The following is a 21,491-nucleotide window of genomic DNA, read 5'->3' on the forward strand; positions in this document are numbered from 1 at the left end:
GTGGCATGTACAAAATTGCTGAATCCATTTTAAGCGTACTAAAAGAATATAACGTTGATGTTCGAACGAACCATAAAGTGGCAGGCATTCTAACGGAAGGTACGACTGCCAAAGGCGTGAAGCTGGAGAACGGCGAGGAGCTGTATGCAGATATTGTTGTTTCTAACTTAGAAGCGATTCCAGCTTATAAGACGCTACTTTCCAACCATCCACAGGCTAAAAAGGCGGCGGAAGACCTTAGCAAATTTGAACCTACCGTTTCTGGACTTGTGCTGTTGCTTGGTGTTGATAAAAAGTTCGATGAGTTTGCACATCATAACTTCTTCTTTGCCCAAAGTCAGGAGAGAGAGTTCGATCAGATCTTTAACACGGGCATTCTAGCTGATGATCCTACGGTGTATGTAGGCATTTCTTCAAAGTCTGATCCAAGCCAAGCTCCTGAAGGGAAAGATAACTGGTTCGTACTTACACATGTTCCGCCTTTAAAAGAAGGAGAAACATGGGAAAGCAACCTTGATAGCTACCGTGAACTCGTGCTGAACAAGCTTGAAAGAATGGGAGCGACTGATCTTAGACAGCACGTGGAGTGGGAATACACGTTTACGCCGGACACGTTAAAAGAACTTTACGGACCAAACGGCGGTTCCATCTACGGCATTCGAACAGACCGAAAGATGAACGGCGGATTTAAGATTCCTAGCCGCAGCAACCAGTTTACGAATCTATATTTCGTTGGTGGCTCTACTCATCCTGGTGGCGGTGTTCCTATGGTAACACTATCCGGCCAGCTGACTGCTGATTTGATTGGAGAAGACTTAAAAACAGTTTCAAAGGAGATCGGGTAATATTGCAAACGGCACATCATGGCACCATCGATAAAGTACTCTTTCGTTTCTTTATCTTTTGGTACAGCGTAGGATTAATACTTCTCGTTTTTGATATTCTCCCTCCAGCTTTGGAGTGGGCGAACAGCGTATTTTTGATATTGTGCGGCATACTGGGCGGTCTGTATTTCTATCGGACTTACGGTAACTTCGGTGCTATTTTCACGTTTTTTGTTTTGATTGGAAGCATTGTGGCAGAGAGTATCGGGGTAAAAACAGGTCTGATTTTCGGTCATTATGACTATAGCGACAAGCTTGGATTAAAGTGGTTAAGTGTTCCTGTGGCCATCGGTTTTGCGTGGGTGATGATTTTAGCTGTCTCTCACGCAATTGCTGGTGGGATCGTCAAGCCTTTCCAAGGCCAAACAGCAATACGGCTGCCACTCTATATCATAACGGGTGCGCTAATTGCGGTTGTGATGGATGGTATTATCGATCCTGTTGCTTACCTTGTTAAAGGATACTGGTTTTGGGATGGTTCTGGGGCTTATTATGGAATACCTTTTCAAAACTTTGTAGGCTGGTTTCTTTTAGCTAGCTTGTTTCATGTCACATTAGTGTTTGGTTTGTATGCAGCAAAGAAAACCAATATGAGCGCTCATCCATATTGGCATTCTCGCACTCTAGCTGTTTTTATTATGGTAATGAGCATGTTTATTTTGCTAGGTTTTACATCACAACTCTATTTGGCATCAATTGGTGTAACCGTTGCAAGTTTACTCATATTGAGTTTGTATCGATTACAAAACAAACCGTTAGAGTTGAGTAATACAATAGCGTACAGTCCCGGAAAAAGGTGATATTCTTGATGATCTTTTTTATTGTGCTTTCCATTAGCTTTTTAGCAGCAACCATCATTAATAGTCTCTTTTTACCCTCTCTAAAGAAGCCCTTACCAGGGGCTGATCATCCAGAGAGGGTTGCTGTTTTTGTGCCGATGCGTAATGAAGAAGAGAATGTCGCTGGACTTGTTTCTACACTTAAAGGACTGACGTATCGTAATATTTCCTTTTCAATTTTAGATGACCACTCTGATGATGATACATATAAGAAGCTGCTTGAGCACATTGATGGTGACAGTCGTTTTACCGTTTTACAAGGTAAACCTCTTCCCTCTGGATGGGCTGGAAAAGTTCACGCTTGCCACCAGCTCAGTCAAACGAATTCAAGCGATTACCTGTTGTTTGTAGATGCAGATGTTCGTATGCATCCCCAAACGATTCAAGCTTCACTATCGTTATTAAAGAAACGAAAAGCCAGTCTGCTTTCAGGTTTTCCGAAGTTTCCTGTTTCCTTGTTTTTCGAAAAACTTATCGTTCCACTGCAACATTTCGTCATTCTGTTTCATCTGCCGCTCTTTTTCGCAAATTTAACGAAGTGGCCACCAGCAACAGCCGCGCACGGAGCTTTTATGCTGTTTAAAAGTGAGGCATATCACGAAATAGGCGGTCATGCTGCGATTAAAAGTTCGCTCGTTGATGACGTAGACTTAGCAAAAGCTATGAAACGATCAGGTTACACTGTTGTGCTTGCAAACGTTACGAGGTACGTTTCTTGTTATATGTATCGCAGCAATAAAGAAGTATGGAACGGATTTACAAAAATCTGTTTCCAGGGTTAGGACGATCCATCTTACTCGTCATATTTTTATCTCTCTTTTATAGTGCCTTCTACATAGCACCACTATTTTTATTGATTTACGGCATTTTTACTCATCAACTGTTATGGGTCACGCCTTATCTGTTCACGGTGCTGCAAAAGGCGTACGTGGACTTAAGGACGGGACAAAGCGCATTCCTTTCCTTGCTCATGCCGTTATCAGCATTAGGGTTGGTCGTTCTTATGAATGCCTCTATGTGGCGCGGGCTCAAAAAACAAGGCTACGAATGGAAGGGGCGTCTATATCAATGAAAAAAATTGCGGTTATCGGAGGCGGACTCGGAGGTTTGTCAGCTGCTATTTCACTTGCTGCAAACCATTGTGAAGTTCATGTTTATGAAAAAAATGAGCATTATGGCGGAAAACTGATGCCTGTTGCTTTAGGCACCCACACGTTTGATTTTGGGCCGAATACCATTACGATGCCTCAAGTATTTGACCAAGTATTTATAGATGCTGGCGAAAATCCTAGAGACTATTTTGAATGGATTCCATTAAAAACACATACTAGAAACATCAGCAGCAACGGTGAGATTTTTGAAATGTCCACTGAGATGGATGAAGTGGTGAGTCAGCTCCATAAACTTGATCCGTATGCTGCCCAAAAATATCCTAAATATCTTGATGAAGTAACGCGTTTGTATCATTTAGCTGAAAAAGAGTTTTTCCCAAGAACCTTTACATCAATGAAAGACTATCTATCTCCTTCTCTTTTTCGTGCGTTTATGAAAGTAAGGCCGATTCAGTCAATGGACAGCTTTCACCGGGCGTATTTTAAACACCCTCTTCTTCTTCAGACCTTTAACCGTTATGCGACTTACATTGGTTCATCACCTTTCCAAGCACCTGCCACGTTTGCATTAATCGCATACTTAGAGATGATTCAAGGTGTTTATTACGCAAAGGGAGGCAATGTGAAGATCGCTGAAAGTATGGCGCAGTTAGCGGTGAAACACGGTGTTCGTCTGCATTCGGGTGTTGAAGTAAAAAAATACACGTAAAGAACAATCACGCTGAATCGTTGACACTTTCAAATGGTGAAGAAGCTGAGTTTGATGCGGTTGTAATGAACGGTGATTTATTAGAGACTTATCCCAAGCTCGTAGAAGAACGCTACAGGCCTTCTATGATGAATAAGAAAGTGGAGAGTTATTCCCCTTCGATTTCTGCATTTGTGCTGTTAGCAGGGCTTAACAAAAGGCTTGATAACATGCTGCATCATCAAGTGTATTTTTCTCAGGACTACCAGCAAGAATTCAAGACCTTGTTTAATGGTAAGTATCCAAACGATCCAACGATTTATATCTCGAACTCCTCCGTAACAGATCCATCTGTTTCACCTGACGGGGACAATCTGTTTATATTGGTAAACGCACCACCAATTGATCCTGACCGCCCAGAGACCGTTGTTGATTATGAACGTTACAAAAACCACGTTTATGATCGTTTAGAATCGTTCGGTCTGAACATCAGACCTCATATCGTTCAAGAAAGAATGATCACTCCGCATGACATTCAACGTAAATTCGGATCGTTTCGAGGTGCATTATACGGAATATCAGCCAATGAACGAAAAAACACGTTCCTGCGCCCTTCTAACCGTTCGAAAGATATAAGCAACTTGTACTTTGCTGGAGGTACCACTCACCCTGGCGGCGGCTCTCCGATGGTGATCATCAGCGGCCGCAATGTCGCCCGTGAAGTGCTAAAACAGTGGGGGTCAGTCCCCACACAATTATCATAAATCCTTAAAAATGAGCAAACGCCTTAGGGCGTTTGCTCATTTTTCATTCCTTCTTTCATACACTTTCCATTTTGTGGTACACTATTTTCTAAACTATATTGGGGGATGGATCATGGAAGTAAGACTCTTAAAACCAGAAGACGCAGAATTCTACTGGGAGCTACGACTAGAGGCGCTGAAGCTTAGCCCCGAAGCTTTTTCTTCAAGTTATGAAGAAGCATTGCAAAGAAAAGAACCAATCAAGCAAGTAGCAGAAAGATTGCAAGAAGAAGGCAGCTACACGTTTGGCATGTTTGATGAAGGGAAACTGATCGGCAACGTTACCTTAGTGCAAGAAAAAGTGTTAAAGATGCAGCATCGCGGCAACATTTATGCCATGTATGTAAGCACAGAGAACCGTAAAGCAGGAGTAGGAAAGGCTCTCATGAAAGCTGCCATCGAACACGCAAGAAGCATACCTGTTATCGAGAAGCTGAATTTAACCGTAGCAGCTGATAATGAAAAAGCTAAAAATCTATACACTTCACTAGGTTTTAAAACTTACGGATACGAGGAAAAAGCGCTTAAAGTGGATGGTCAGTTTATAGATGAAGAACATATGGTGTTGTTTCTCTAATTTTTTCTCGAATTTACGTCTAGAAGATTGTTGCTAATGGTCAATTTTCATTCTCTTCTTTGCTAGTTGATTGGAGTGCAAGGTGCGTGCCTACCACCTGTGAAGCTTCTTGGAAGGCATGCGACGAGGAAGCGCGCATCAGTAGCATCTGCTTGTAGACGCAGGAGCAAGGATACTTCCTTGAAGCGGGACAGGTGAGACTTCTAAGCGTGCAAACGCCGAGAAGGCTCACCGCACGCCCCCGAAAGCGAGCATCCTGAAACGGAGATCAACCACTTTCAAAAGCTTCAAAGAAAAAAACAGCTGACAAACAGGCATGAATCCTGGTTATCAGCTCTTTTTCTAATATACAGAAATCATTTCACAGCAATCTTCTTTAAAAGATCACCTTTTTCCTCACTGGATACAAATGCTCTGCTGCTAAACACTTTATAATTTTGCTTGCGAACTTTGTTTAAAATCTCTCGATAATAAATGGCCGCTAGCTGAACAGGCATCCTTGCATCGATCGGGTAATGCTCCAGCGTTTCGCTAAACTTTGCATAAAATACTTCTGCACGGACCGCAATACTTTCCCACGCAGCAATAAAACGAGTATCAACCAAATGTTGTTTTAAATCTTCTTCATTATAATGATGTTCAGCCATTACCTTCGAAGGCAAATATACTCGGCCGCGATCTAAGTCCTCTGCAATATCACGCAGTACATTCGTAAACTGCATCCCAATTCCAAGCGAAATGGCTCCTTCCCGAAGCACGTCTTTATGTTCAGGAGCTAGAATTGGCAGCAGCATCAAGCCTACCGTGCTAGCCACATGGTAAGAGTAATATTCCAACTCTTCTACTGTTTCATAACGCGTTTTGTATAGATCCATTTCTTGTCCTTTGATCATATCCAAAAACGCTTGTTGATCCATATCAAACTGCTGAAAAACATGCTGCAGCGCGATCCACATTGGTTCGGAGGCAGGAATTTCGCCTTTTAGGAACTGCTTAAACTGTACTTTGAAAATAGCAAGCTCTTCTAGTGGCCGCTCTCCTTCATCTACAATATCATCTACAGTTCTGCAAAATGAGTAAACTGCCCAAACGGCACGTCTCTTCTCTTCAGGCAAAAATGAAAATGCTTTATAGAATGTTTTAGAATGAACTTTAATGACTTCTTCACAATAAGAATAGGATTCCTGAACCGTTACCAATTGTTTCACGCCCTTTCAAGATATTTTGCGAGATGTTTTGCACTTTGCATAACGATTGGTACTCCGCCACCAGGATGTATGGATGCACCAACAGCGTACAAATTTTCATATGGGAGCGGTTTAATCTGTGGCCGAAACACACCTGATTGCTTTAACGTTGGAGCAATACCGAAGCTGCCGCCTTGGTACAAGCCATCCGTGAGTGCATCATTCGGTGTACGAACCTCGCTCCAAAGAATGGATTCCTTGAGCCCTGGATACCCTCTGCTTTCCAATCGCTCCAATATAAAATCAGCGTAAGCTTGCTTTTCAGATTCCCAATCCACCGTATCTCCTGAAGGAACGGGAACCAGCACATAAAGTACACTTTTACCTTCTGGTGCAAGAGAAGGATCTAGCTTTGATGGGTAAAACGTATAAATGGCCGGATCCCGCGGCAGTTTTTTACGTACAAAAACTTCTTGCATATGTTCATCAAAGAAATCAGTCATAAAGAACTGATGCACATCTGCTTCCTCATAAGTCTTATCCAGCCCGAGGTACAACAGAAAACATCCGGAAGAAGATTGGAAGTTTTTCTTTATTGGGCGGGAGCCAGGAATGAGGTTGTGAATACCAGGAAAGTCGCCATTATAGATAACCATATCGTGCAATTGGGTGCCTTCCTTTGTGACCACTCCGTTACAAGCATTTGCTTCTAACGATAAGGATTTCACCGGAGTTCCTACCTTAATCTCCACACCTTGTTCAACTAGCTTTTTTTGCAATAAATCTACGATACTTGCATATCCGCCTTTTACATACCAGATGCCATGAGCATGCTCGCTGAATGGCACGAGCGAGTACATCGCAGGCGAGTTTTCAGGTGATCCGCCAATATACAGTGTCTGAAACGAAAAAGCTTCCTGCATTCTAGGATGGTTAAAATAGGCTTCTGCTAGCTTTTTTACAGATTGATAGGCTTTTAGTTTTGTAAGTGTATGCAGATTTTTAGGTGTCCAAAAATCCCTTCTGTTCACAAAAGAACGGTCTAAGAATGCCGTTTTTCCTTGATGAAAACGTTCATACATATCCGTAACATATCTCAAGAAACCCTGTTCCTCACCAGGATACATTCTGCTGATTTCATTCAACTGACCAGGCAGATCACTTCTTTTATAAAAGTGAGACCCATCTGGGTAGTTCAACTTGTACATCGGAGTGCATGGAATCAATTCTAATTCTTCACGCCCAATGCCAACTTCACTTAAGATTTCATAAATCATCTCAGGAAGCAGAACGATGGTTGGTCCGCTATCGATTCTAAATCCCTCTTTTTCAAAAAGTTCAGCCTGCCGCCAAGTCTGGAGCTTTTCTCATAGATCGTAACTTCCTTACCTTGCTTTCTTAAGTAGAGTGCTGTAATTAAGCCACCTATTCCTCCGCCAACAATCCCAGCATTCATACTGATTGAACCTCCATAGCGCTATGTTTTTCTGTCATCATTCTAGTCGTAATACGAGCGGATTCCATAATGGTAGGCAAACCGCTTCCGGGGTGGGTTCCTCCCCTACGAGCCACAATCCTTCTATCTCTTTTTGTTTATTGTGCGGTCTGAAGTACATCATTTGAGTTAATTGATGTCCGAGGTTAAACGTTGCTCCCTTATAAACTTGAAGTTGTGTTTCCCAGTCAAGCGGAGTGAACAAATGCTCTGTTTCAATATGCTTCTGCAAATCTTTAAACTCTGTTCGTTCCTGGAGCTGCTGAAGAACCAGTTTTCTAAACTCATGCTTGTGCTGTTCCCAGTCAATCATGCTAAAGTTATTAGGAACCGGCGCTAAGATGTAGAGCGCTGACTTCCCTTCAGGAGCAAGCGTTGGATCTGTTACAGAAGGATTATGAATATAGATGGATGGGTCTTGAGATAAGATCTTTTTCTTCGTAATCTCTTCGACGTTTTTTCTATAGTCTTCTGAAAAAACAATAGTATGGTGAGGCAGATCGTATTTTTTATTCACGCCAACATACAGCATAAACGCCGAGCAAGAATAGCTCTTCTTCATCAATTTATCGCTCGTATACTTCTTTGTAGAGCCTTTAGGCATCAACTTTTCCATAGCGTGTGCAAAGTCTGCATTAACTACCACTTCATCGGCATACACCGTTTCACCTGAATCCAGTTGGAGTCCCTTAACTTTCCCTTTTTCAATAACCAGTTCTTTCACTCCACAAGACGTCATGACTTTTCCGCCATACTCCTTGATCACGTTTGCCATAGCCTCTGTAATCTTGTTAACACCGCCGACAGGATGATACACCCCATAAGCGTGTTCCATGTAAGATAAAATCGTAAACGCACCAGGACATTCCCATGGTGACATACCTAAATATTTCGCCTGAAACGTAAACGCAAGACGCAGCCTTTCGTCAGAGAAATAAGTGGAGAGTTGATCATGCAAGGAATCCGTAATCGTTAGCTTCGGTAGTGCTTTAATAAATTTAAGCTGCAGATAATCCAGAAGAGAATCATGCTTGTTTTGCAATATAGGCATTAACGCTTCAAACTTTTCTTTTTCTTTCTTCATGAAGCGTCTATATCCTTCGCCATTTCCAGGAAAGGTACTTTCTATATTTTGATACATAACCGATTGATCTGTCGTCGCATCTATTACCGCATCTTTAAATTTAAGCTGATACATCGGCTCAAGTTTTTTTAATTCTATATAATCTTCTAATCGCCGGCCTGCTAGGTGAAACATTTCCTCCAAGATGTGAGGCATGTTCAGAAAAGTGGGACCCCGATCAAACGTAAAACCATCTTTTTGTAAAGCAGAAGTACGTCCTCCAATAAACGGTTGCTTCTCGTATACTGTTACTTGATAACCTTTGCTGGCTAAAAGCATTCCTGCCGTTAAGCCACCAGGGCCTGCACCAATTACAGCTACAGATTTCATGATTTCATACCTTCCTTCTACTTTTACAAACTATATACATAATATTATACAAAAATTATACGACGGGTGTTAAATGATTGGCAAATTTAAAAGATATAAAAAAGCACACTCAATAACAAGTTCTCTTGATGTGTGCTTATTCACATATGGTCTGTAATTAATTTCGACGAAAAAGATGGAAAACCTTCTCAAATACTTAAATGAAATAAACTTTAAACATAAAACATAAAACTCGACAAACTATTAAAAAAAGCCTGCAGATTCTGCAGGCTTTTCGAAAATTATTCTTTTGAATGTCTTTCTTTATGATTAAGATAGTCTTCTTCTTCATTTTTAGGCTTTTTCTTTCTAGCCTTTCGAACGATCAGTATAACAATAATGATCACTAATAATAAGCTGACATTTAAGAAGCCGCCTAAAAACCGAAAAAGATCAGACATAAAGTTATCCATGCTGCTTCACCTCTTCTCAGCATTTTCCCCTTTGTTACGATTTTTAAACCGGTTGTTCCTCAAACATCGTATTCAAAGGCAACGTTACACTTACTTTCGTTCCCTTGCCCATCTTACTTGTATACTCCACCCTGCCTCCCATCGATTCAATGATGCGAGTAGATACCATGGTTCCTAATCCTGTTCCTTGTTCTTTCGTCGAAAAGAACAGAGAACCCACACGTGAAAGCTGTTCCTTTGTCATTCCTTTCCCTGTATCCCTAACGATAATCTTCACATGTTCTCCATCTTCAATGAGTTTAATGGAAACTCGTCCCTCTTTTGAAGTTGCTTCAACAGCATTTTTTAAAATATTAATCAGCGCTTGTTTCAACTGATTGCGATCTGTTGTAATAACAGCATCTGATTCAATATAGTGAGTCAGTGAAATCCCTTCTTTTAAGGCGTATGGATTTAATAAAATACTTAGTTCCATAACAAGCAGCGGGAGAGGAAATGTCTCAATCTTCTTAAATTCCGGTTTAGCAAAATTTAAATAATCACTGATAATGTTCTCAGCTCTTCCCAACTCGCTTAATATGAGCGGATAATAATGCTTATGTCGCTCGTCCTCACCTTCCATTAACTGAAGAAATCCTTTCACGACTGTTAATGGATTTCGAACTTCATGAGCAATCGAAGCTGCGAGTTCACCTAGCGTATGCTGCTTTTCTGAGCGCCTGATCTCGTCTTTCATTAAATTTCGTTCAATGACAGACTCATTTAAAATAGCGGTAAAAACAAAGGTTACTATTTGAATAAGGCCAAAAACGGTTATGTATATAAATAAATCTTGATCTAACTGTACGAAATCTTTATTGAAGGTAAGGTAAATAAAGAGAATGATGAGCTGAACAAAAGCAGGCCAAGAACCTATGATAATAGAGAGGTAGATTCTTTTTTCGGTGCAGATTTCCAGAAGTATTTATAAATGACGAAAGGGACAGCACATGCAACAACTGCTGTTATGTAAGCTAAGAAAAGTGTCTCTCCGCCCATAGCGGTTCTGGTGATCATTAGCGCTGTGATCGTAATAATTCCCGATATCGGACCACCATAAAAGATAGAAAGAACAACAGGAACATAGCGCAGATCCCAATATAAAGCTGAATCATAATAAGCAAAATACATACAAAGCGACGCAGATGCTCCGTATAAAAGACCTAAAAAGTATGGGGACTTTCCTATTTTTCGATTTTCGAACATCAAGCTATAGCTTAATACTGGTGCAAGTACAATTAATACATGTAAAAGCAGCTTTTCTACAATCATGGTCTACTCCCCAGTCCAAATGGCTTGTGTTAAGAATACGACAAAAAAAGGGCGATTCCTTCAGAAATCGCCCTTTTTTTATGACTAAAGCATTGTTTTTGTAAGACTAAAGTAGTAAATATCGCCAGCGTTAAGCGTCTTGTTTCAGCTGGCTATGATACAAAGAATAATAGAACTTTTTATTATTCAACAATTCTTCGTGAGTCCCTTTTTCGAATATGGCCCCGTCCTGAAGAACAAGTATCTGATCGGCTTGCTGTATTGTGTTCAACCGGTGTGCAATAACAAAACTCGTTCTCCCTTGCATCAGACGCTGCAAGGCTTCTTGTATCTTCATCTCTGTAATCGTATCAATAGAGCTTGTTGCTTCATCTAAAATCAGCAGAGAAGGGTCTGCTAGAATGGCTCTTGCGATCGACAAGAGCTGTTTCTGGCCTTGGCTGATGCCGCTTCCCTCTTGATTCAATATCGTTTTGTAGCTCTTTGGCAGTTTCTTGATAAACGAGTGAGCATTAGCCAGTTTAGCAGCTGCAATAACTTCATCGTCTGTAGCATTTAACCGTCCATATCGAATATTTTCAAGTATGGTTCCTTCAAACAAAAAGGAATCTTGCAGCACAAATCCCATATGACTTCTAAGAGAGCTTCGTTTTACTTTCTTGAGGTCGTGACCATCGATCAAGATCTGACCAGAATCTGCATCATAAAAACGCGAAAGCAAGTTCACAATAGTCGTCTTTCCTGCTCCAGTCGGACCAACTAATGCGACTGTTTCACCTTCTTTTACAGAAAAGCTTAATCCGCTTACCGTGTTCTCATCTTTTTCATAGGAAAAAGCAACATCACAAAATTCCACTTTCCCTTTTACAGAAGACAGCTCAAGAGCACCTGTTTCATCCATTTCTTCTTGAGATTCATCTAGAATCTCAAAAACCCTCTCTGCTCCAGCCACCGCTGACAAAAGCGTATTAAACTGATTCGCCAGATCATTTAGCGGCCTAGTAAACTGTCTTGAGTATTCAACAAATATGACGATCACACCGATCGATACTTTTCCATTCAGAGCAAGAACTCCACCAATCCCCGCAATTAAAGCAAAACTACCATTGTTTAGAACGTTCATCAATTTAGGAATAAAACCCGAGAATGTCTGTGCCCAATACCCCGACTCTTTCAAACGTTCATTTTTCACCATAAATTCTTCAATAACTCTCTTTTCCTGTGAAAAAGATTTAACGATCCGCTGGCCAGAAGTGATTTCTTCAATGTATCCGTTGATCTCACCTAAATTTCTTTGCTGTTCTTTAAACCTGGCACCTGTTCTTTTTGTGATCCACTTTAACCCAAAGAACATTAAGGGCACGATCGATAGGGAGATAAGCGTGAGAATGGGACTTAAATAGATCATTACACCAACTGTTCCAATCAAAGTGAGGATACTGGAAAACACTTGAATGAATGAACTGTTTAATGTTGAACTGACATTTTCAATATCATTTGTAACCCGGCTCATCAATTCACCGTGCTGCCGTTTGTCAAAAAACGAGATCGAGAGCTTATGAAATTGGTTAAACAAATCGTTTCTCATTTTTAATACGGTATCTTGTGCAATTCCGATCATCCAATAGTTTTGCAGCCAGATGGAAAGAGATTGCCCAATAAAAACAAAAACAAGACCGATCAGCAATTTATTCAATCCGTCCATATTTTCTTTAACAATGTAAGAATCGATCACCACACCGATTAAAAAAGGACCGAGCAAGCTTAAAGCAGAGCTAATTATTACCATAAGCAGCACCAAACTTAACAGCCATTTTTGACTAGAAAAATAACTTCCAATACGCTTTATTGTACTTGCCCAGTTTTTCGGTTTTACTTTCTCTCCAAATAAATGATTATGTGGATGAGGTCTGTTTGAACCCTTTGACATGATGAAAGTCCTCCTCCCCAAACTGAGATTGCACGATTCTTACATACAGCGGTGATGCATTAAGGAGTTCCTCATGTGTTCCCCACGCCTCGATGGAACCATCATCTAAAAGCAGAATATGATCGGCTTCCATCGCTGTACTGATTTTTTGCGTAATGATAAACGTTGTACATGAATAGGTTCTTAACGCCTTTAACAGCTTTGCTTCTGTCTTTAAATCCAGTGCACTTGTGCTATCATCCAGCATTAAAATTTTAGGTTTACGAACTAATGCTCTTGCAATTGACAATCTTTGTTTTTGCCCGCCAGAGAGGTTAACACCTCTCTGCCCTACTCTAGTATCATATTGATTTGGTAATTTTTCTACTGTTTCATGAATTTGAGCATCAATAGCCGCCGTAACGATCTCATTTTGAGATGCTCCTTCTTTCCCCAGCCGATGTTTTCGGAAATTGAACCTGTGAAAAGCACCGCTTCCTGTGGAACGACACCAATTCCTTTTCGGAGCGTCTCAATCGGATAATCCTTTACATTTTTTCCGTCAACGAGCACTTCACCAGCTGTAACATCGTAAAGTCTAGGTACGAGCTGAAAGAGCGAAGTTTTCCCAGAACCTGTTGAACCAAGGATCGCTAACGTCTCCCCCGGCTTAACTGAAAAAGATAGATTCTGCAGAACAGGTACATCACTTTCCGGATAGCTGAAAGAAACATTCTTAAATTCCACTGCTCCTTTTTGCAAAGATAGTGATTGATCAGTGTCTGCAGCTTCCACTAGATCCACCTCAGTATCCAGTACTTCCCCAATGCGCTGAGCTGATGCCTTCGCACGAGAGAAAGCCATAATTATAAAAGAAATGATCGTCAGAACGGATGAGATCCGGAATGAGTAGTTTACGATGGCTACAACTTCCCCTACCTCAATCGTGCCAAAGCTCACCTGTCTGCTGCCAAACCAAAGGATGAAAAGAATTCCAATATTCATAACAAACAACAAGACTGGAATCGAAACTTCTATTAATCGAAGAGATGAAACAGTACGCTCTTTCAAGTCGTTGCTCGACTGTTCGAATCGGTCTTTTTCAAAATCCCTTCTCAAAAAAGCCTTAATCAATCGCATTCCCATTAAGTTTTCGCGCATAACACGATTCACGCCATCCAGCTTATCTTGGACATCCCGAAACATGCTGCCGGCAGTCCTAAGAACCCATTTCAGAAAAAACAACAGAAATGGCAAAGCCACAACTAGTACCATAGCCAGCTTCCAGTTGACGATGAGAGACATAATCACTCCACCAGCTAATAACAGGGGAGCTCTTAACATGATTCTCAAACTCATAAATACCGTATTTTGCAGCTGTGTCACATCATTCGTCATTCTTGTGATTAAAGAGGAAGCAGGAAATTTATTGAAATTAATAAACGAAAAAGATTGCACCTTTTCAAACACGAGCCGTCTTATATCAAATCCGTAGTTTTGACTTACATGTGCTGAGAAGAACGAGTTAGCAATCCCTGCTGCAAAAGCAGCTAAAGCAAGACCAAACATCACGATTCCCCAATACTTAACCACACTCAAATCGCCTTTTAAAATACCGTCATCAATGATCTTTGCCATAATTAATGGCTGCAGCAATTCAACTCCCAGCTCTGTTAGAGTTAAAAAAAGAGCAACTCCAATCGAGAACCGGTACGCTTTTAAATAAGAAAACACTTTCCACATAAGTTATCCCCCGAACGTCACCGATGTTTAACAAACTTAACAATCTACTTCTATTTTATCCTTTTTTATGAAAATAATTAACTATTTCGACTTCTCTTGATCTTAGTTGCTCTTGAAAGTGGTTGATTTCCGTTTCAGGCACTTCGCTTTCCGCGGGGCGTGCGGTGAGCCCCTTGCCGCTTTGCGTCTAAAAGGGTCTCACCTGACCGCTCGTCCCGCAGGAGTCTCGCACCTTTCACTCCAATCAACTTGTCAAAGAAGAGAATTGAACAAAATTCCTCTAAATCAGCAATCTTTTTAAAAAGCCTTTGCAAACGAAAACCCGCTGATTATGTTCAGCGGGTTTTCTCGGTCTTATCTTCTTCACCGTTTACTTCAATCTCTGCTTCTTTCGGCCATGTCTTTACATGATCCGTTTCAAGAATCCCCATTGTTACGTCACCGATGTCTGGGTCTTCTAATAGTGTATCTCTTACACGGAATTTAATATCATCAGCATCAGCCAGTGTAAATCCTTCTTTAGCTCGATGTAGCTTTCAACATGATATCTTCTTCCTTCTTGCAGTATGCGTAACTCCTTAATATCTACAACGTCCTTATCTGAAAGAATCGTTTCTGCAATTCGGTCTTCCACTACTTTTGGTGCAGCAACACCGATTAGCCCTCGGGTGTTTTCGATGCCAAGTTTGAACGCTACAATGACAAGCAAAATCCCAATCAACAATGTCCCTATGCCGTCCAGGATATACGCACCTGTCAAGTCTGCGAGTACAATCGAGACAAGCGCCAAAAAAGCACCTAAAGTCGCGATTAAATCTTCGTAAAAAACTAAACGGGTTGGTGGAGCAGCTAGACTTACATTTTTGAACGATTCTTTTACAATCCCTAACCCTGTTGCCTCACTTCTTGTCTCATGTACGATTTCTTTCATCGCTTTAATGAGGATAAAACCGTCAACCAAGATAGCCAATACCATGATACCGATATTTAATAGTAAATTTGTTGATGGATGTGGGTCTTGAATGAGCTTCCAGCCTTTTAAAATGGTTTCGTATGCCATGATAGAAACAACGATAACGGCAACCAATACGAATAGATTAACAACACGGCCGAAGCCTGACGGGAATTTCTTAGTCGGTTCTTTTTCAGAAAGAGCACTTCCGAAAAAGACGAATCCTTGGTTTAATGCATCTGCAGCTGAATGCAGTGTTGTTGCAAACATGGCACCACTTCCACTTACTGCGGCAGCAATTCCTTTAGCAATAGCGAGTACCGTGTTTCCTAATGCAGCAATTCCAGACGACTTATTTCCTTTTTAAGTAGATTGATCAAAGGTCTGCCTCCACTCCTGTTATGTCTTTCTATAAGAATTCCTGTAATTGGAGTAATTTAAACCCTATAAAAAAACAGGCTGCGAAAAACAGCCTGTCTTTTAAAGTCACTTATGATACTTTTTCTTTCGAGTGGTCAGCTGGTTCTCTATATCCGCCTTCCCAATACTCAGCATTCTTAATGCCAAGTTTTTTAGAATCAAAGACAGGATCCAATCCAGCTTTCTTTTGTTCTTCGTAATCTTTTAATACGCGAAGTGCTGGCTTAGCTAAGATTAAAATGGCAATTAAGTTCAGCCAAACCATTATACCAAGACCTAAATCTCCTAGTGCCCAAGCAAGGTCTGCCGTCTTTACAGCTCCGTAATACGTTGTTCCCAATAAAACAATCTTCAGCAAGAACATTGGAATTCTGTTATTTCGGCCACGCATGAGATAAGCAATATTTGTTTCTGCGATATAGTAGTACGCCATAATCGTTGTAAACGCAAAGAAAAATAGTGAAACTGCAACAAAACCAGAACCGAAACCAGGTAGTACAGATTCAATCGCTTCTTGTGTAAATGCAGTACCTGCTTCGACGTTAGGAATATTTTCAACAATAAATGTATTATCTGCTTCATTTTGAACATTGTACATACCTGTAAAGAGAATCATGAAAGCAGTAGCTGTACATACGAGCCATGTATCGATATATACAGAGAATGCTTGGACTAGACCTTGTTTAGCAGGATGTGATACCTCTGCCGCTGCCGCGGGTGTGCTCCTGTCCCTTGACCAGCTTCGTTCGAATAGATCCCACGCTTAACGCCCCACATGATCGCTGAACCTACAATTCCTCCAAATGCAGAATCAAAAGAGAACGCACTTCTGAAGATCAGCGAAAGTACTTCAGGAATCTGAGGGATATGGAACGCAACTATGATTAACGAAACAAGCACATAGCCGATTGCCATGAAAGGAACAACATATTGTGCTACGTTTGCAATACGTTTAACACCACCAAAAATAATAGCAGCCAAGATGATAACTAAGAAAATTCCTGTCACTGATGGATCAATGTTAAAAGCATTATCAAGTCCTTCTGCAATTGAGTTTGATTGAACACCTGGCATAAGCAATGCCATTGCAACTAGAGCAGAAAATGCAAAAATGATTCCATACCACTTCCAGCCAATCCCTTTTTCAATATAGTAAGCAGGTCCACCACGATACTCTCCATCCTGCTTCACTTTATATACTTGAGCAAGTGCTGATTCAACAAATGCACTGGATGCACCAATAAATGCAATCATCCACATCCAGAATACTGCACCAGGTCCACCAAAGCCGATCGCTGTCGCTGTTCCTGCAATATTACCTGTTCCTACACGGCCAGAAAGCGCAATCGCTAAAGCTTGGAAAGATGAAACACCAGCTTTGGAACTTTTACCTTCCATCATAAGTTTGATCATTTCTTTGAAGTGCCGCACTTGCAAAAATCTAGTTAAAATTGAAAATAATAGCCCTACACCTAAACAAAAATAAATCATCGGCTGACTCCAAAGAATCGCGACTGCATCTCCTACAAACGTTTCAAAGTTGCTCAAAAACTTTACCCCCTTGTATTTGACTGAAAATTTTATCTATTTGTAATTATAAAATAAATCGTATATGATTACAAATTGTGACAATATGTGACCATAGATGTTTACTTATTATGACGTTAGACTTGGTAAGAAAACAAGATAAAATTCTTTCCAGTATGGACATTTGTATCTTTAGTCGTGTACAAGTTACTAGTTGAATCCCAGATTCCAGCAAATTATTAGTAGAATGTAAGCAGAAAAACGGAAGATCTCTTAAATTAAGCTTTTGAAAGTAGTTGATTTCCGTTCCAGGTGCTCGCTTTCCGCAGGGCAGGCGGTGAGCCACATTTGTACGTTTTACGTATAAGTGTCTCACCTGCCCGCCTGTCCCGCAGGAGTCTCGCACCTTCTACTCCAACCAACTGTTCAAGACGACATAAACAATCCTTTAGAAAACATAGTTATGCTCTCAAACCGGGTCTCTAATCATACCTAGAGGGGTAAAACTACATCTAATTCTAGAAATTCCAAACATAATCCGGCGAGGTTTGGCTATAATCCAGCGAGGTTTGGCTATAATCCAGCGAGATTTGCCCATATATCGGCGAGTTGATAAATTTCGACAAAAACCGAACCACATATACCCTCCACCTCAACATAGATCTAAACTAAATCCAGTCAACTTACGCATACCAGCTAACATTCCACTTACATAACGTTCACGTGCTTTTACCCGGTAAAAGGATAATGGGCAGTAGGTATGCTAGCAAAAAAACCACCTGGTAATCCAGATGGTTTTAAAAATCTAATGTATTAAGTTTACTGTGATTTGTTTACAATCGTCTTTAGCTTAGACTTTCGGATAATCTGATTAATAACCTCCGAAAAAACGAGTCCTATGGCAATAGAGCCTGATATCATAAAAGCCTTCGCGGCTAAATTAATGGCTAAGTTATAATCATTCTGCACAAAGTTTCGCATGGCATTGTATGCAATTCCTCCTGGTACGAGTGGAATAATGCCTGCTACGCTATAAATGATGACAGGGGTTTTATATTTTTTTGCAAAGTATTGTGAAGCAATGGCTATTGAAAACGCAGCAATAACTGTTGCTAATACCATATCCACACCATTTGATTCTAAAAGAAAATAAAAAATCCAACCGATCATGCCGACTAGACCGCAATGAAATAGTGAGCGTTTAGGCCCGTTAAAAATAATAACAAAAGCCGCCGACGCGATAAAACTAGTAATGATTTGTTCGATAATCGTCATCGTGAACGCTCCTCCTTAAAAAAATGAAAACATAACTGCGATTCCAGCTCCAATTGCAAAAGCTGTTAAAAAGGCATCTGCACCCTTAGCCAGTCCGGAGATCAGGTGTCCTGCCATCAGGTCACGAACAGCATTGGTTATAAGCAGTCCCGGTACAAGCGGCATTACAGACCCTATAATAATTTTATCAAGCTCTCCGCCAATTCCCGTTGAAACAAACAAGTGTGCCTGCAGACCAATTAATAGTGAAGCAGAAAACTCTGAGAAAAATTTAATAGGAACGAGTTGGTGAAAATACAAAAGAGATAGGAATCCTAATCCTCCTGTAATAAAAGCAGGGATAAAGTCTCCCCAATCTCCTTGAAACATGATTAAAAAACAACCCGAAGAGATGGCTGCAGCTAATACATGGATCCAGAGCGAATAAGGAGATCCGGATTCACTGATTTTCTTAAGCGCTTTGTACGCTTCTTCAATCGTGTATTCTCCAGCGCTTATTTTACGCGATATACCGTTAACATGTGCTACTTTCTCTAAGTCTGTTGTACGTTCCACAATTCGAATCAGCTTCGTTTTTGTAGGCTCTAAACCTTCGACCGAAAAAAGTATGCCGGTCGGTGTTACATACGGATGCGATTGATAAGCACCAAAAGAAGCCGCTATACGCATCATCGTATCTTCAACACGATATGTCTCCGCTCCGCTTTGCAGCATAATTTTGCCAGCTAAAAGACAAACGGCCATTATGTCATAGGTTTCTTGTTTCTCCATTTCCATTAAGCATACTCTCCAATTGATTACTTACCCTCATTCTACCCAAAAATGGATAGTTAATATTTTTACAGTTTAACTGATTGTATCTATTTTCGGCAATGGAGTTGAACAAGTTTACAGATGTTACTACAATTGAACTAAGCATTAGTCACCATAAACATCAAATAAATAACTGAATGGATCCTTCTCTTCTGTCCTCGATCTTTTTAATCCGCTTTTTTCATGTAAAGAAATGGGAAACAAAGACAGAATGACTATAGAGATGCACATGACGACCAGACTTATGATTCCTGAAATAAACACCATATTTTTCCCCTCCTTATCTTCTCATGCAAAGCGTATGGTATGAAACGCGTTTCAAAGCAAGAAAAACTTTTTCAGAAGCAGGTGAAAGAATGGCTAATATAAGAGATATTGCTAAATTGGCTGGAGTTTCTGTAACCACCGTGTCCCGTGTTATAAACAACCAGCCATATGTTAGTGCTGAAAAAGTCTCAGCAGTTAAAGAAGCTATGAAGAAATACAACTATCATCGAAATATCAATGCCGTTCATTTAAGTACAGGGAAAACATTTTTAATCGGAGTAGTTGTTCCCTTTTCAAACCATCCATACTTTGGTTTATTAATAGAAGGAATGGCAAACGCGGCTTTGGAACACAACTACAAACTCGTTCTGATTCAGACCAATTATGAAAAAGATAAAGAGATGGAAGCGTTAAAGATGCTAGAAGATAAACTAATTGATGGCTTGGTTATCTGTTCAAGAATCTGCGAGTGGAAAGTCATTGAGGATTATTCAGCATATGGCCCGATTATTCTATGTGAAGATTCACGGAGTAAAAGTGTTTCCTCCACATTTGTTGATCATTATAAAAGCTTCAATATAGCCCTCGATTATCTTTACGGAAAAGGGCATAAAAAGATTGGCTACACGATAGGACGTCAATCAGGAACGAACAGCAGCCAAAGAGATGCTGCGTATAAAGGTTTTTTAGCGAGGCACGATTTCCCTTATGACCGTAGTTATGTTTTTTCAGGCAGTTTTAACGTTGAAGATGGGAATAGAATTGTACAAGAGTTATTACAGATGAAAAACAGCCCCACTGCTTTACTTGTTACAAGTGATCAAGTAGCTGCAGGAATCTTAGCGAGCTGCAGAGATCAAGGCATCCTCGTTCCCCAAGAGCTTGCCATTATGAGCTTTGACAACCAGCCCATCTCAAAAGTGATGCATATTACAACACTCGAAATTCCTCTTGTTGAAGTAGGAAAGAAACTTTTCCTCCAAGCATTGAACGGTGAGGAAGTTTCACATGAAGAGATCCAGGTTCGTTTGATTGAGCGGAAAACAGTGTGAAAAGCATTGCACGTGTTTAATCTATTTCATTTTTTTTACAGTCTCAATGTACTTCTTTAATACAAGAAGTGATATCAACAAACTGAAGTAGAACATACAATTCGCCGCTAGAAGATTTTGATATGGCCTATACACCGCTATACTATACGAGAGAGTATTGCTCAAAAAGAACGGTAGGAATATAATAATTGAACCTGTTAAAGCTGCAAGCAGTATCCATATGATATTCGACATTTTCAAATATAGATGTATTAAAAGAATAGGTGCAATCATAAATAGAAGCATCAAAATCACAGTTGCTCCAGACAAAATAAAACTATAAATAACAGCTGCGCGCAGGAGACCTGGAAGAGTTAACAAAGTAATAATTAGCAAGCAAAATGGAATTGGACTAACATAAAGCATCTTTCTGCTCTTTAAAATAACCATAAGGATAAAAAACAGTGTTAGTGAAATTCCTACCACTTGGAGTATGTGCATCATGTAGATGATTACCTTTTCCCAACTTAAAAGTTGATCACTAAGATATTCATTTACTTTACGTTTATCATAAAGAAAAAATAGCCAACCGATTACAAGTACAACTACTGGGAGATATCCTGTGATTCGGTAGATAACTGGATCAGTGTCTTTCACTAACAATCTTTTCTTACTCATTATCCCTCTTCCTTTCAATTCCATTATATTCCACTATGATCTATACCCTTAATAAATAAAAAAACCTGCAGAAAA

18 protein-coding genes and 5 pseudogenes are annotated in these 21,491 nt (G+C 40.3%); 7 read left to right on the plus strand and 16 right to left on the minus strand.

The features are described from left to right. The first annotated feature begins 5 nt into the window (after nucleotides 1–5). The 6 genes from ACEWFH_RS21200 to ACEWFH_RS21225 all read left to right on the plus strand — a co-directional run bounded on the left by ACEWFH_RS21200 (nucleotide 6) and on the right by ACEWFH_RS21225 (nucleotide 4,903). Nucleotides 6–845, plus strand: coding sequence for a phytoene desaturase family protein (locus ACEWFH_RS21200; RefSeq protein WP_473725567.1), 840 nt, complete (start codon nucleotides 6–8; stop codon nucleotides 843–845). A gap of 2 nt (nucleotides 846–847) precedes the next feature. Beyond that, nucleotides 848–1,684, plus strand: coding sequence for a carotenoid biosynthesis protein (locus tag ACEWFH_RS21205; protein WP_473725568.1), 837 nt, complete (start codon nucleotides 848–850; stop codon nucleotides 1,682–1,684). Nucleotides 1,685–1,692: 8 nt separating this feature from the next. After that, nucleotides 1,693–2,505: a glycosyltransferase family 2 protein gene (locus ACEWFH_RS21210; protein ID WP_473725569.1), complete on the plus strand. Its 813-nt coding sequence runs from the start codon at nucleotides 1,693–1,695 to the stop codon at nucleotides 2,503–2,505. A gap of 286 nt (nucleotides 2,506–2,791) precedes the next feature. Next, nucleotides 2,792–3,544 (plus strand): phytoene desaturase family protein, encoded by a 753-nt coding sequence (locus tag ACEWFH_RS21215; RefSeq protein ID WP_473725570.1) that lies wholly within the window; start codon nucleotides 2,792–2,794, stop codon nucleotides 3,542–3,544. A gap of 20 nt (nucleotides 3,545–3,564) precedes the next feature. After that, complete coding sequence (locus tag ACEWFH_RS21220; RefSeq protein WP_473725571.1) at nucleotides 3,565–4,287, plus strand: phytoene desaturase family protein; 723 nt, start codon at nucleotides 3,565–3,567, stop codon at nucleotides 4,285–4,287. Nucleotides 4,288–4,399: 112 nt separating this feature from the next. Then, on the plus strand, nucleotides 4,400–4,903 hold the full coding sequence (locus ACEWFH_RS21225) for a GNAT family N-acetyltransferase (RefSeq protein ID WP_473725572.1): 504 nt from the start codon (nucleotides 4,400–4,402) through the stop codon (nucleotides 4,901–4,903). 356 nt (nucleotides 4,904–5,259) lie between these two features. Here ACEWFH_RS21225 and ACEWFH_RS21230 read toward each other — a convergent pair whose 3' ends face one another. The 15 genes and pseudogenes from ACEWFH_RS21230 to ACEWFH_RS21300 form a co-directional block, all read right to left on the minus strand. Further along, on the minus strand, nucleotides 5,260–6,102 hold the full coding sequence (locus ACEWFH_RS21230) for a phytoene/squalene synthase family protein (RefSeq protein ID WP_473725573.1): 843 nt from the start codon (nucleotides 6,100–6,102) through the stop codon (nucleotides 5,260–5,262). A gap of 5 nt (nucleotides 6,103–6,107) precedes the next feature. Further along, a pseudogene (locus tag ACEWFH_RS21235) lies at nucleotides 6,108–7,546 on the minus strand (phytoene desaturase family protein). Beyond that, nucleotides 7,543–9,038, minus strand: a pseudogene (locus ACEWFH_RS21240) (phytoene desaturase family protein). Before ACEWFH_RS21240 ends, ACEWFH_RS21235 begins: the two co-directional pseudogenes overlap by 4 nt. 281 nt (nucleotides 9,039–9,319) lie before the next feature. After that, complete coding sequence (locus ACEWFH_RS21245) at nucleotides 9,320–9,490, minus strand: hypothetical protein (protein ID WP_473725574.1); 171 nt, start codon at nucleotides 9,488–9,490, stop codon at nucleotides 9,320–9,322. A 43-nt stretch (nucleotides 9,491–9,533) separates the two neighbouring features. Beyond that, a complete protein-coding gene (locus tag ACEWFH_RS21250) occupies nucleotides 9,534–10,226 on the minus strand; it encodes an ATP-binding protein (protein ID WP_473725575.1) in 693 nt (230 codons plus the stop codon). 176 nt (nucleotides 10,227–10,402) lie between these two features. Then, nucleotides 10,403–10,801 carry a LytS/YhcK type 5TM receptor domain-containing protein gene (locus ACEWFH_RS21255; RefSeq protein ID WP_473725576.1) on the minus strand — a complete coding sequence of 133 codons (399 nt, stop codon included), beginning with the start codon at nucleotides 10,799–10,801 and terminating at the stop codon, nucleotides 10,403–10,405. Between the two features lie 130 nt (nucleotides 10,802–10,931). Further along, nucleotides 10,932–12,731, minus strand: a complete 1,800-nt coding sequence (locus tag ACEWFH_RS21260; RefSeq protein ID WP_473725577.1) for an ABC transporter ATP-binding protein — start codon at nucleotides 12,729–12,731, stop codon at nucleotides 10,932–10,934. Further along, nucleotides 12,697–14,453 (minus strand): annotated as a pseudogene (locus ACEWFH_RS21265) (ABC transporter ATP-binding protein). The gene ACEWFH_RS21260 and the pseudogene ACEWFH_RS21265 overlap by 35 nt, the downstream one beginning before the upstream one ends. Before the next feature lie 134 nt (nucleotides 14,454–14,587). Continuing rightward, complete coding sequence (locus tag ACEWFH_RS21270) at nucleotides 14,588–14,767, minus strand: hypothetical protein (protein ID WP_473725578.1); 180 nt, start codon at nucleotides 14,765–14,767, stop codon at nucleotides 14,588–14,590. A gap of 21 nt (nucleotides 14,768–14,788) precedes the next feature. Further along, nucleotides 14,789–15,747: pseudogene (locus ACEWFH_RS21275) on the minus strand (cation diffusion facilitator family transporter). A 148-nt stretch (nucleotides 15,748–15,895) separates the two neighbouring features. Then, nucleotides 15,896–17,316 (minus strand): annotated as a pseudogene (locus tag ACEWFH_RS21280) (alanine/glycine:cation symporter family protein). Nucleotides 17,317–17,419: 103 nt separating this feature from the next. Beyond that, a complete protein-coding gene (locus ACEWFH_RS21285) occupies nucleotides 17,420–17,758 on the minus strand; it encodes a hypothetical protein (RefSeq protein ID WP_473725579.1) in 339 nt (112 codons plus the stop codon). A gap of 413 nt (nucleotides 17,759–18,171) precedes the next feature. Then, nucleotides 18,172–18,627 carry a threonine/serine exporter family protein gene (locus tag ACEWFH_RS21290; protein ID WP_473725580.1) on the minus strand — a complete coding sequence of 152 codons (456 nt, stop codon included), beginning with the start codon at nucleotides 18,625–18,627 and terminating at the stop codon, nucleotides 18,172–18,174. A 15-nt stretch (nucleotides 18,628–18,642) separates the two neighbouring features. Beyond that, the gene (locus tag ACEWFH_RS21295) at nucleotides 18,643–19,404 is read right to left on the minus strand and encodes a threonine/serine exporter family protein (protein ID WP_473725581.1); all 762 of its coding nucleotides are present in this window, start codon (nucleotides 19,402–19,404) and stop codon (nucleotides 18,643–18,645) included. A gap of 141 nt (nucleotides 19,405–19,545) precedes the next feature. After that, entirely contained in the window at nucleotides 19,546–19,707 is a 162-nt protein-coding gene (locus tag ACEWFH_RS21300) for a hypothetical protein (protein ID WP_473725582.1), read from the minus strand. Between the two features lie 89 nt (nucleotides 19,708–19,796). Between ACEWFH_RS21300 and ACEWFH_RS21305 the strand changes: the two genes are divergently transcribed. Continuing rightward, complete coding sequence (locus tag ACEWFH_RS21305) at nucleotides 19,797–20,759, plus strand: LacI family DNA-binding transcriptional regulator (RefSeq protein WP_473725583.1); 963 nt, start codon at nucleotides 19,797–19,799, stop codon at nucleotides 20,757–20,759. 21 nt (nucleotides 20,760–20,780) lie between these two features. Here ACEWFH_RS21305 and ACEWFH_RS21310 read toward each other — a convergent pair whose 3' ends face one another. Continuing rightward, on the minus strand, nucleotides 20,781–21,416 hold the full coding sequence (locus tag ACEWFH_RS21310; protein WP_473725584.1) for a hypothetical protein: 636 nt from the start codon (nucleotides 21,414–21,416) through the stop codon (nucleotides 20,781–20,783). Nucleotides 21,417–21,491 lie beyond the last annotated feature (75 nt).

It is taken from the genome of Fictibacillus sp. EA-CB0309, from assembly GCF_055814265.1.

What these genes read in the sequence shown, in the direction of transcription:
- ACEWFH_RS21295 (WP_473725581.1), bottom strand. Translation starts at nt 19,404, where the DNA reads ATGGAAATGGAGAAACAAGAAACCTATGACATAATGGCCGTTTGTCTT.
- ACEWFH_RS21300 (WP_473725582.1), bottom strand. Translation starts at nt 19,707, where the DNA reads ATGGTGTTTATTTCAGGAATCATAAGTCTGGTCGTCATGTGCATCTCT.
- ACEWFH_RS21225 (WP_473725572.1), top strand. Translation starts at nt 4,400, where the DNA reads ATGGAAGTAAGACTCTTAAAACCAGAAGACGCAGAATTCTACTGGGAG.
- ACEWFH_RS21250 (WP_473725575.1), bottom strand. Translation starts at nt 10,226, where the DNA reads ATGAAAGACGAGATCAGGCGCTCAGAAAAGCAGCATACGCTAGGTGAA.
- ACEWFH_RS21215 (WP_473725570.1), top strand. Translation starts at nt 2,792, where the DNA reads ATGAAAAAAATTGCGGTTATCGGAGGCGGACTCGGAGGTTTGTCAGCT.
- ACEWFH_RS21260 (WP_473725577.1), bottom strand. Translation starts at nt 12,731, where the DNA reads ATGTCAAAGGGTTCAAACAGACCTCATCCACATAATCATTTATTTGGA.
- ACEWFH_RS21210 (WP_473725569.1), top strand. Translation starts at nt 1,693, where the DNA reads ATGATCTTTTTTATTGTGCTTTCCATTAGCTTTTTAGCAGCAACCATC.
- ACEWFH_RS21255 (WP_473725576.1), bottom strand. Translation starts at nt 10,801, where the DNA reads ATGATTGTAGAAAAGCTGCTTTTACATGTATTAATTGTACTTGCACCA.
- ACEWFH_RS21245 (WP_473725574.1), bottom strand. Translation starts at nt 9,490, where the DNA reads ATGGATAACTTTATGTCTGATCTTTTTCGGTTTTTAGGCGGCTTCTTA.
- ACEWFH_RS21200 (WP_473725567.1), top strand. Translation starts at nt 6, where the DNA reads ATGTACAAAATTGCTGAATCCATTTTAAGCGTACTAAAAGAATATAAC.
- ACEWFH_RS21310 (WP_473725584.1), bottom strand. Translation starts at nt 21,416, where the DNA reads ATGAGTAAGAAAAGATTGTTAGTGAAAGACACTGATCCAGTTATCTAC.
- ACEWFH_RS21305 (WP_473725583.1), top strand. Translation starts at nt 19,797, where the DNA reads ATGGCTAATATAAGAGATATTGCTAAATTGGCTGGAGTTTCTGTAACC.
- ACEWFH_RS21290 (WP_473725580.1), bottom strand. Translation starts at nt 18,627, where the DNA reads ATGACGATTATCGAACAAATCATTACTAGTTTTATCGCGTCGGCGGCT.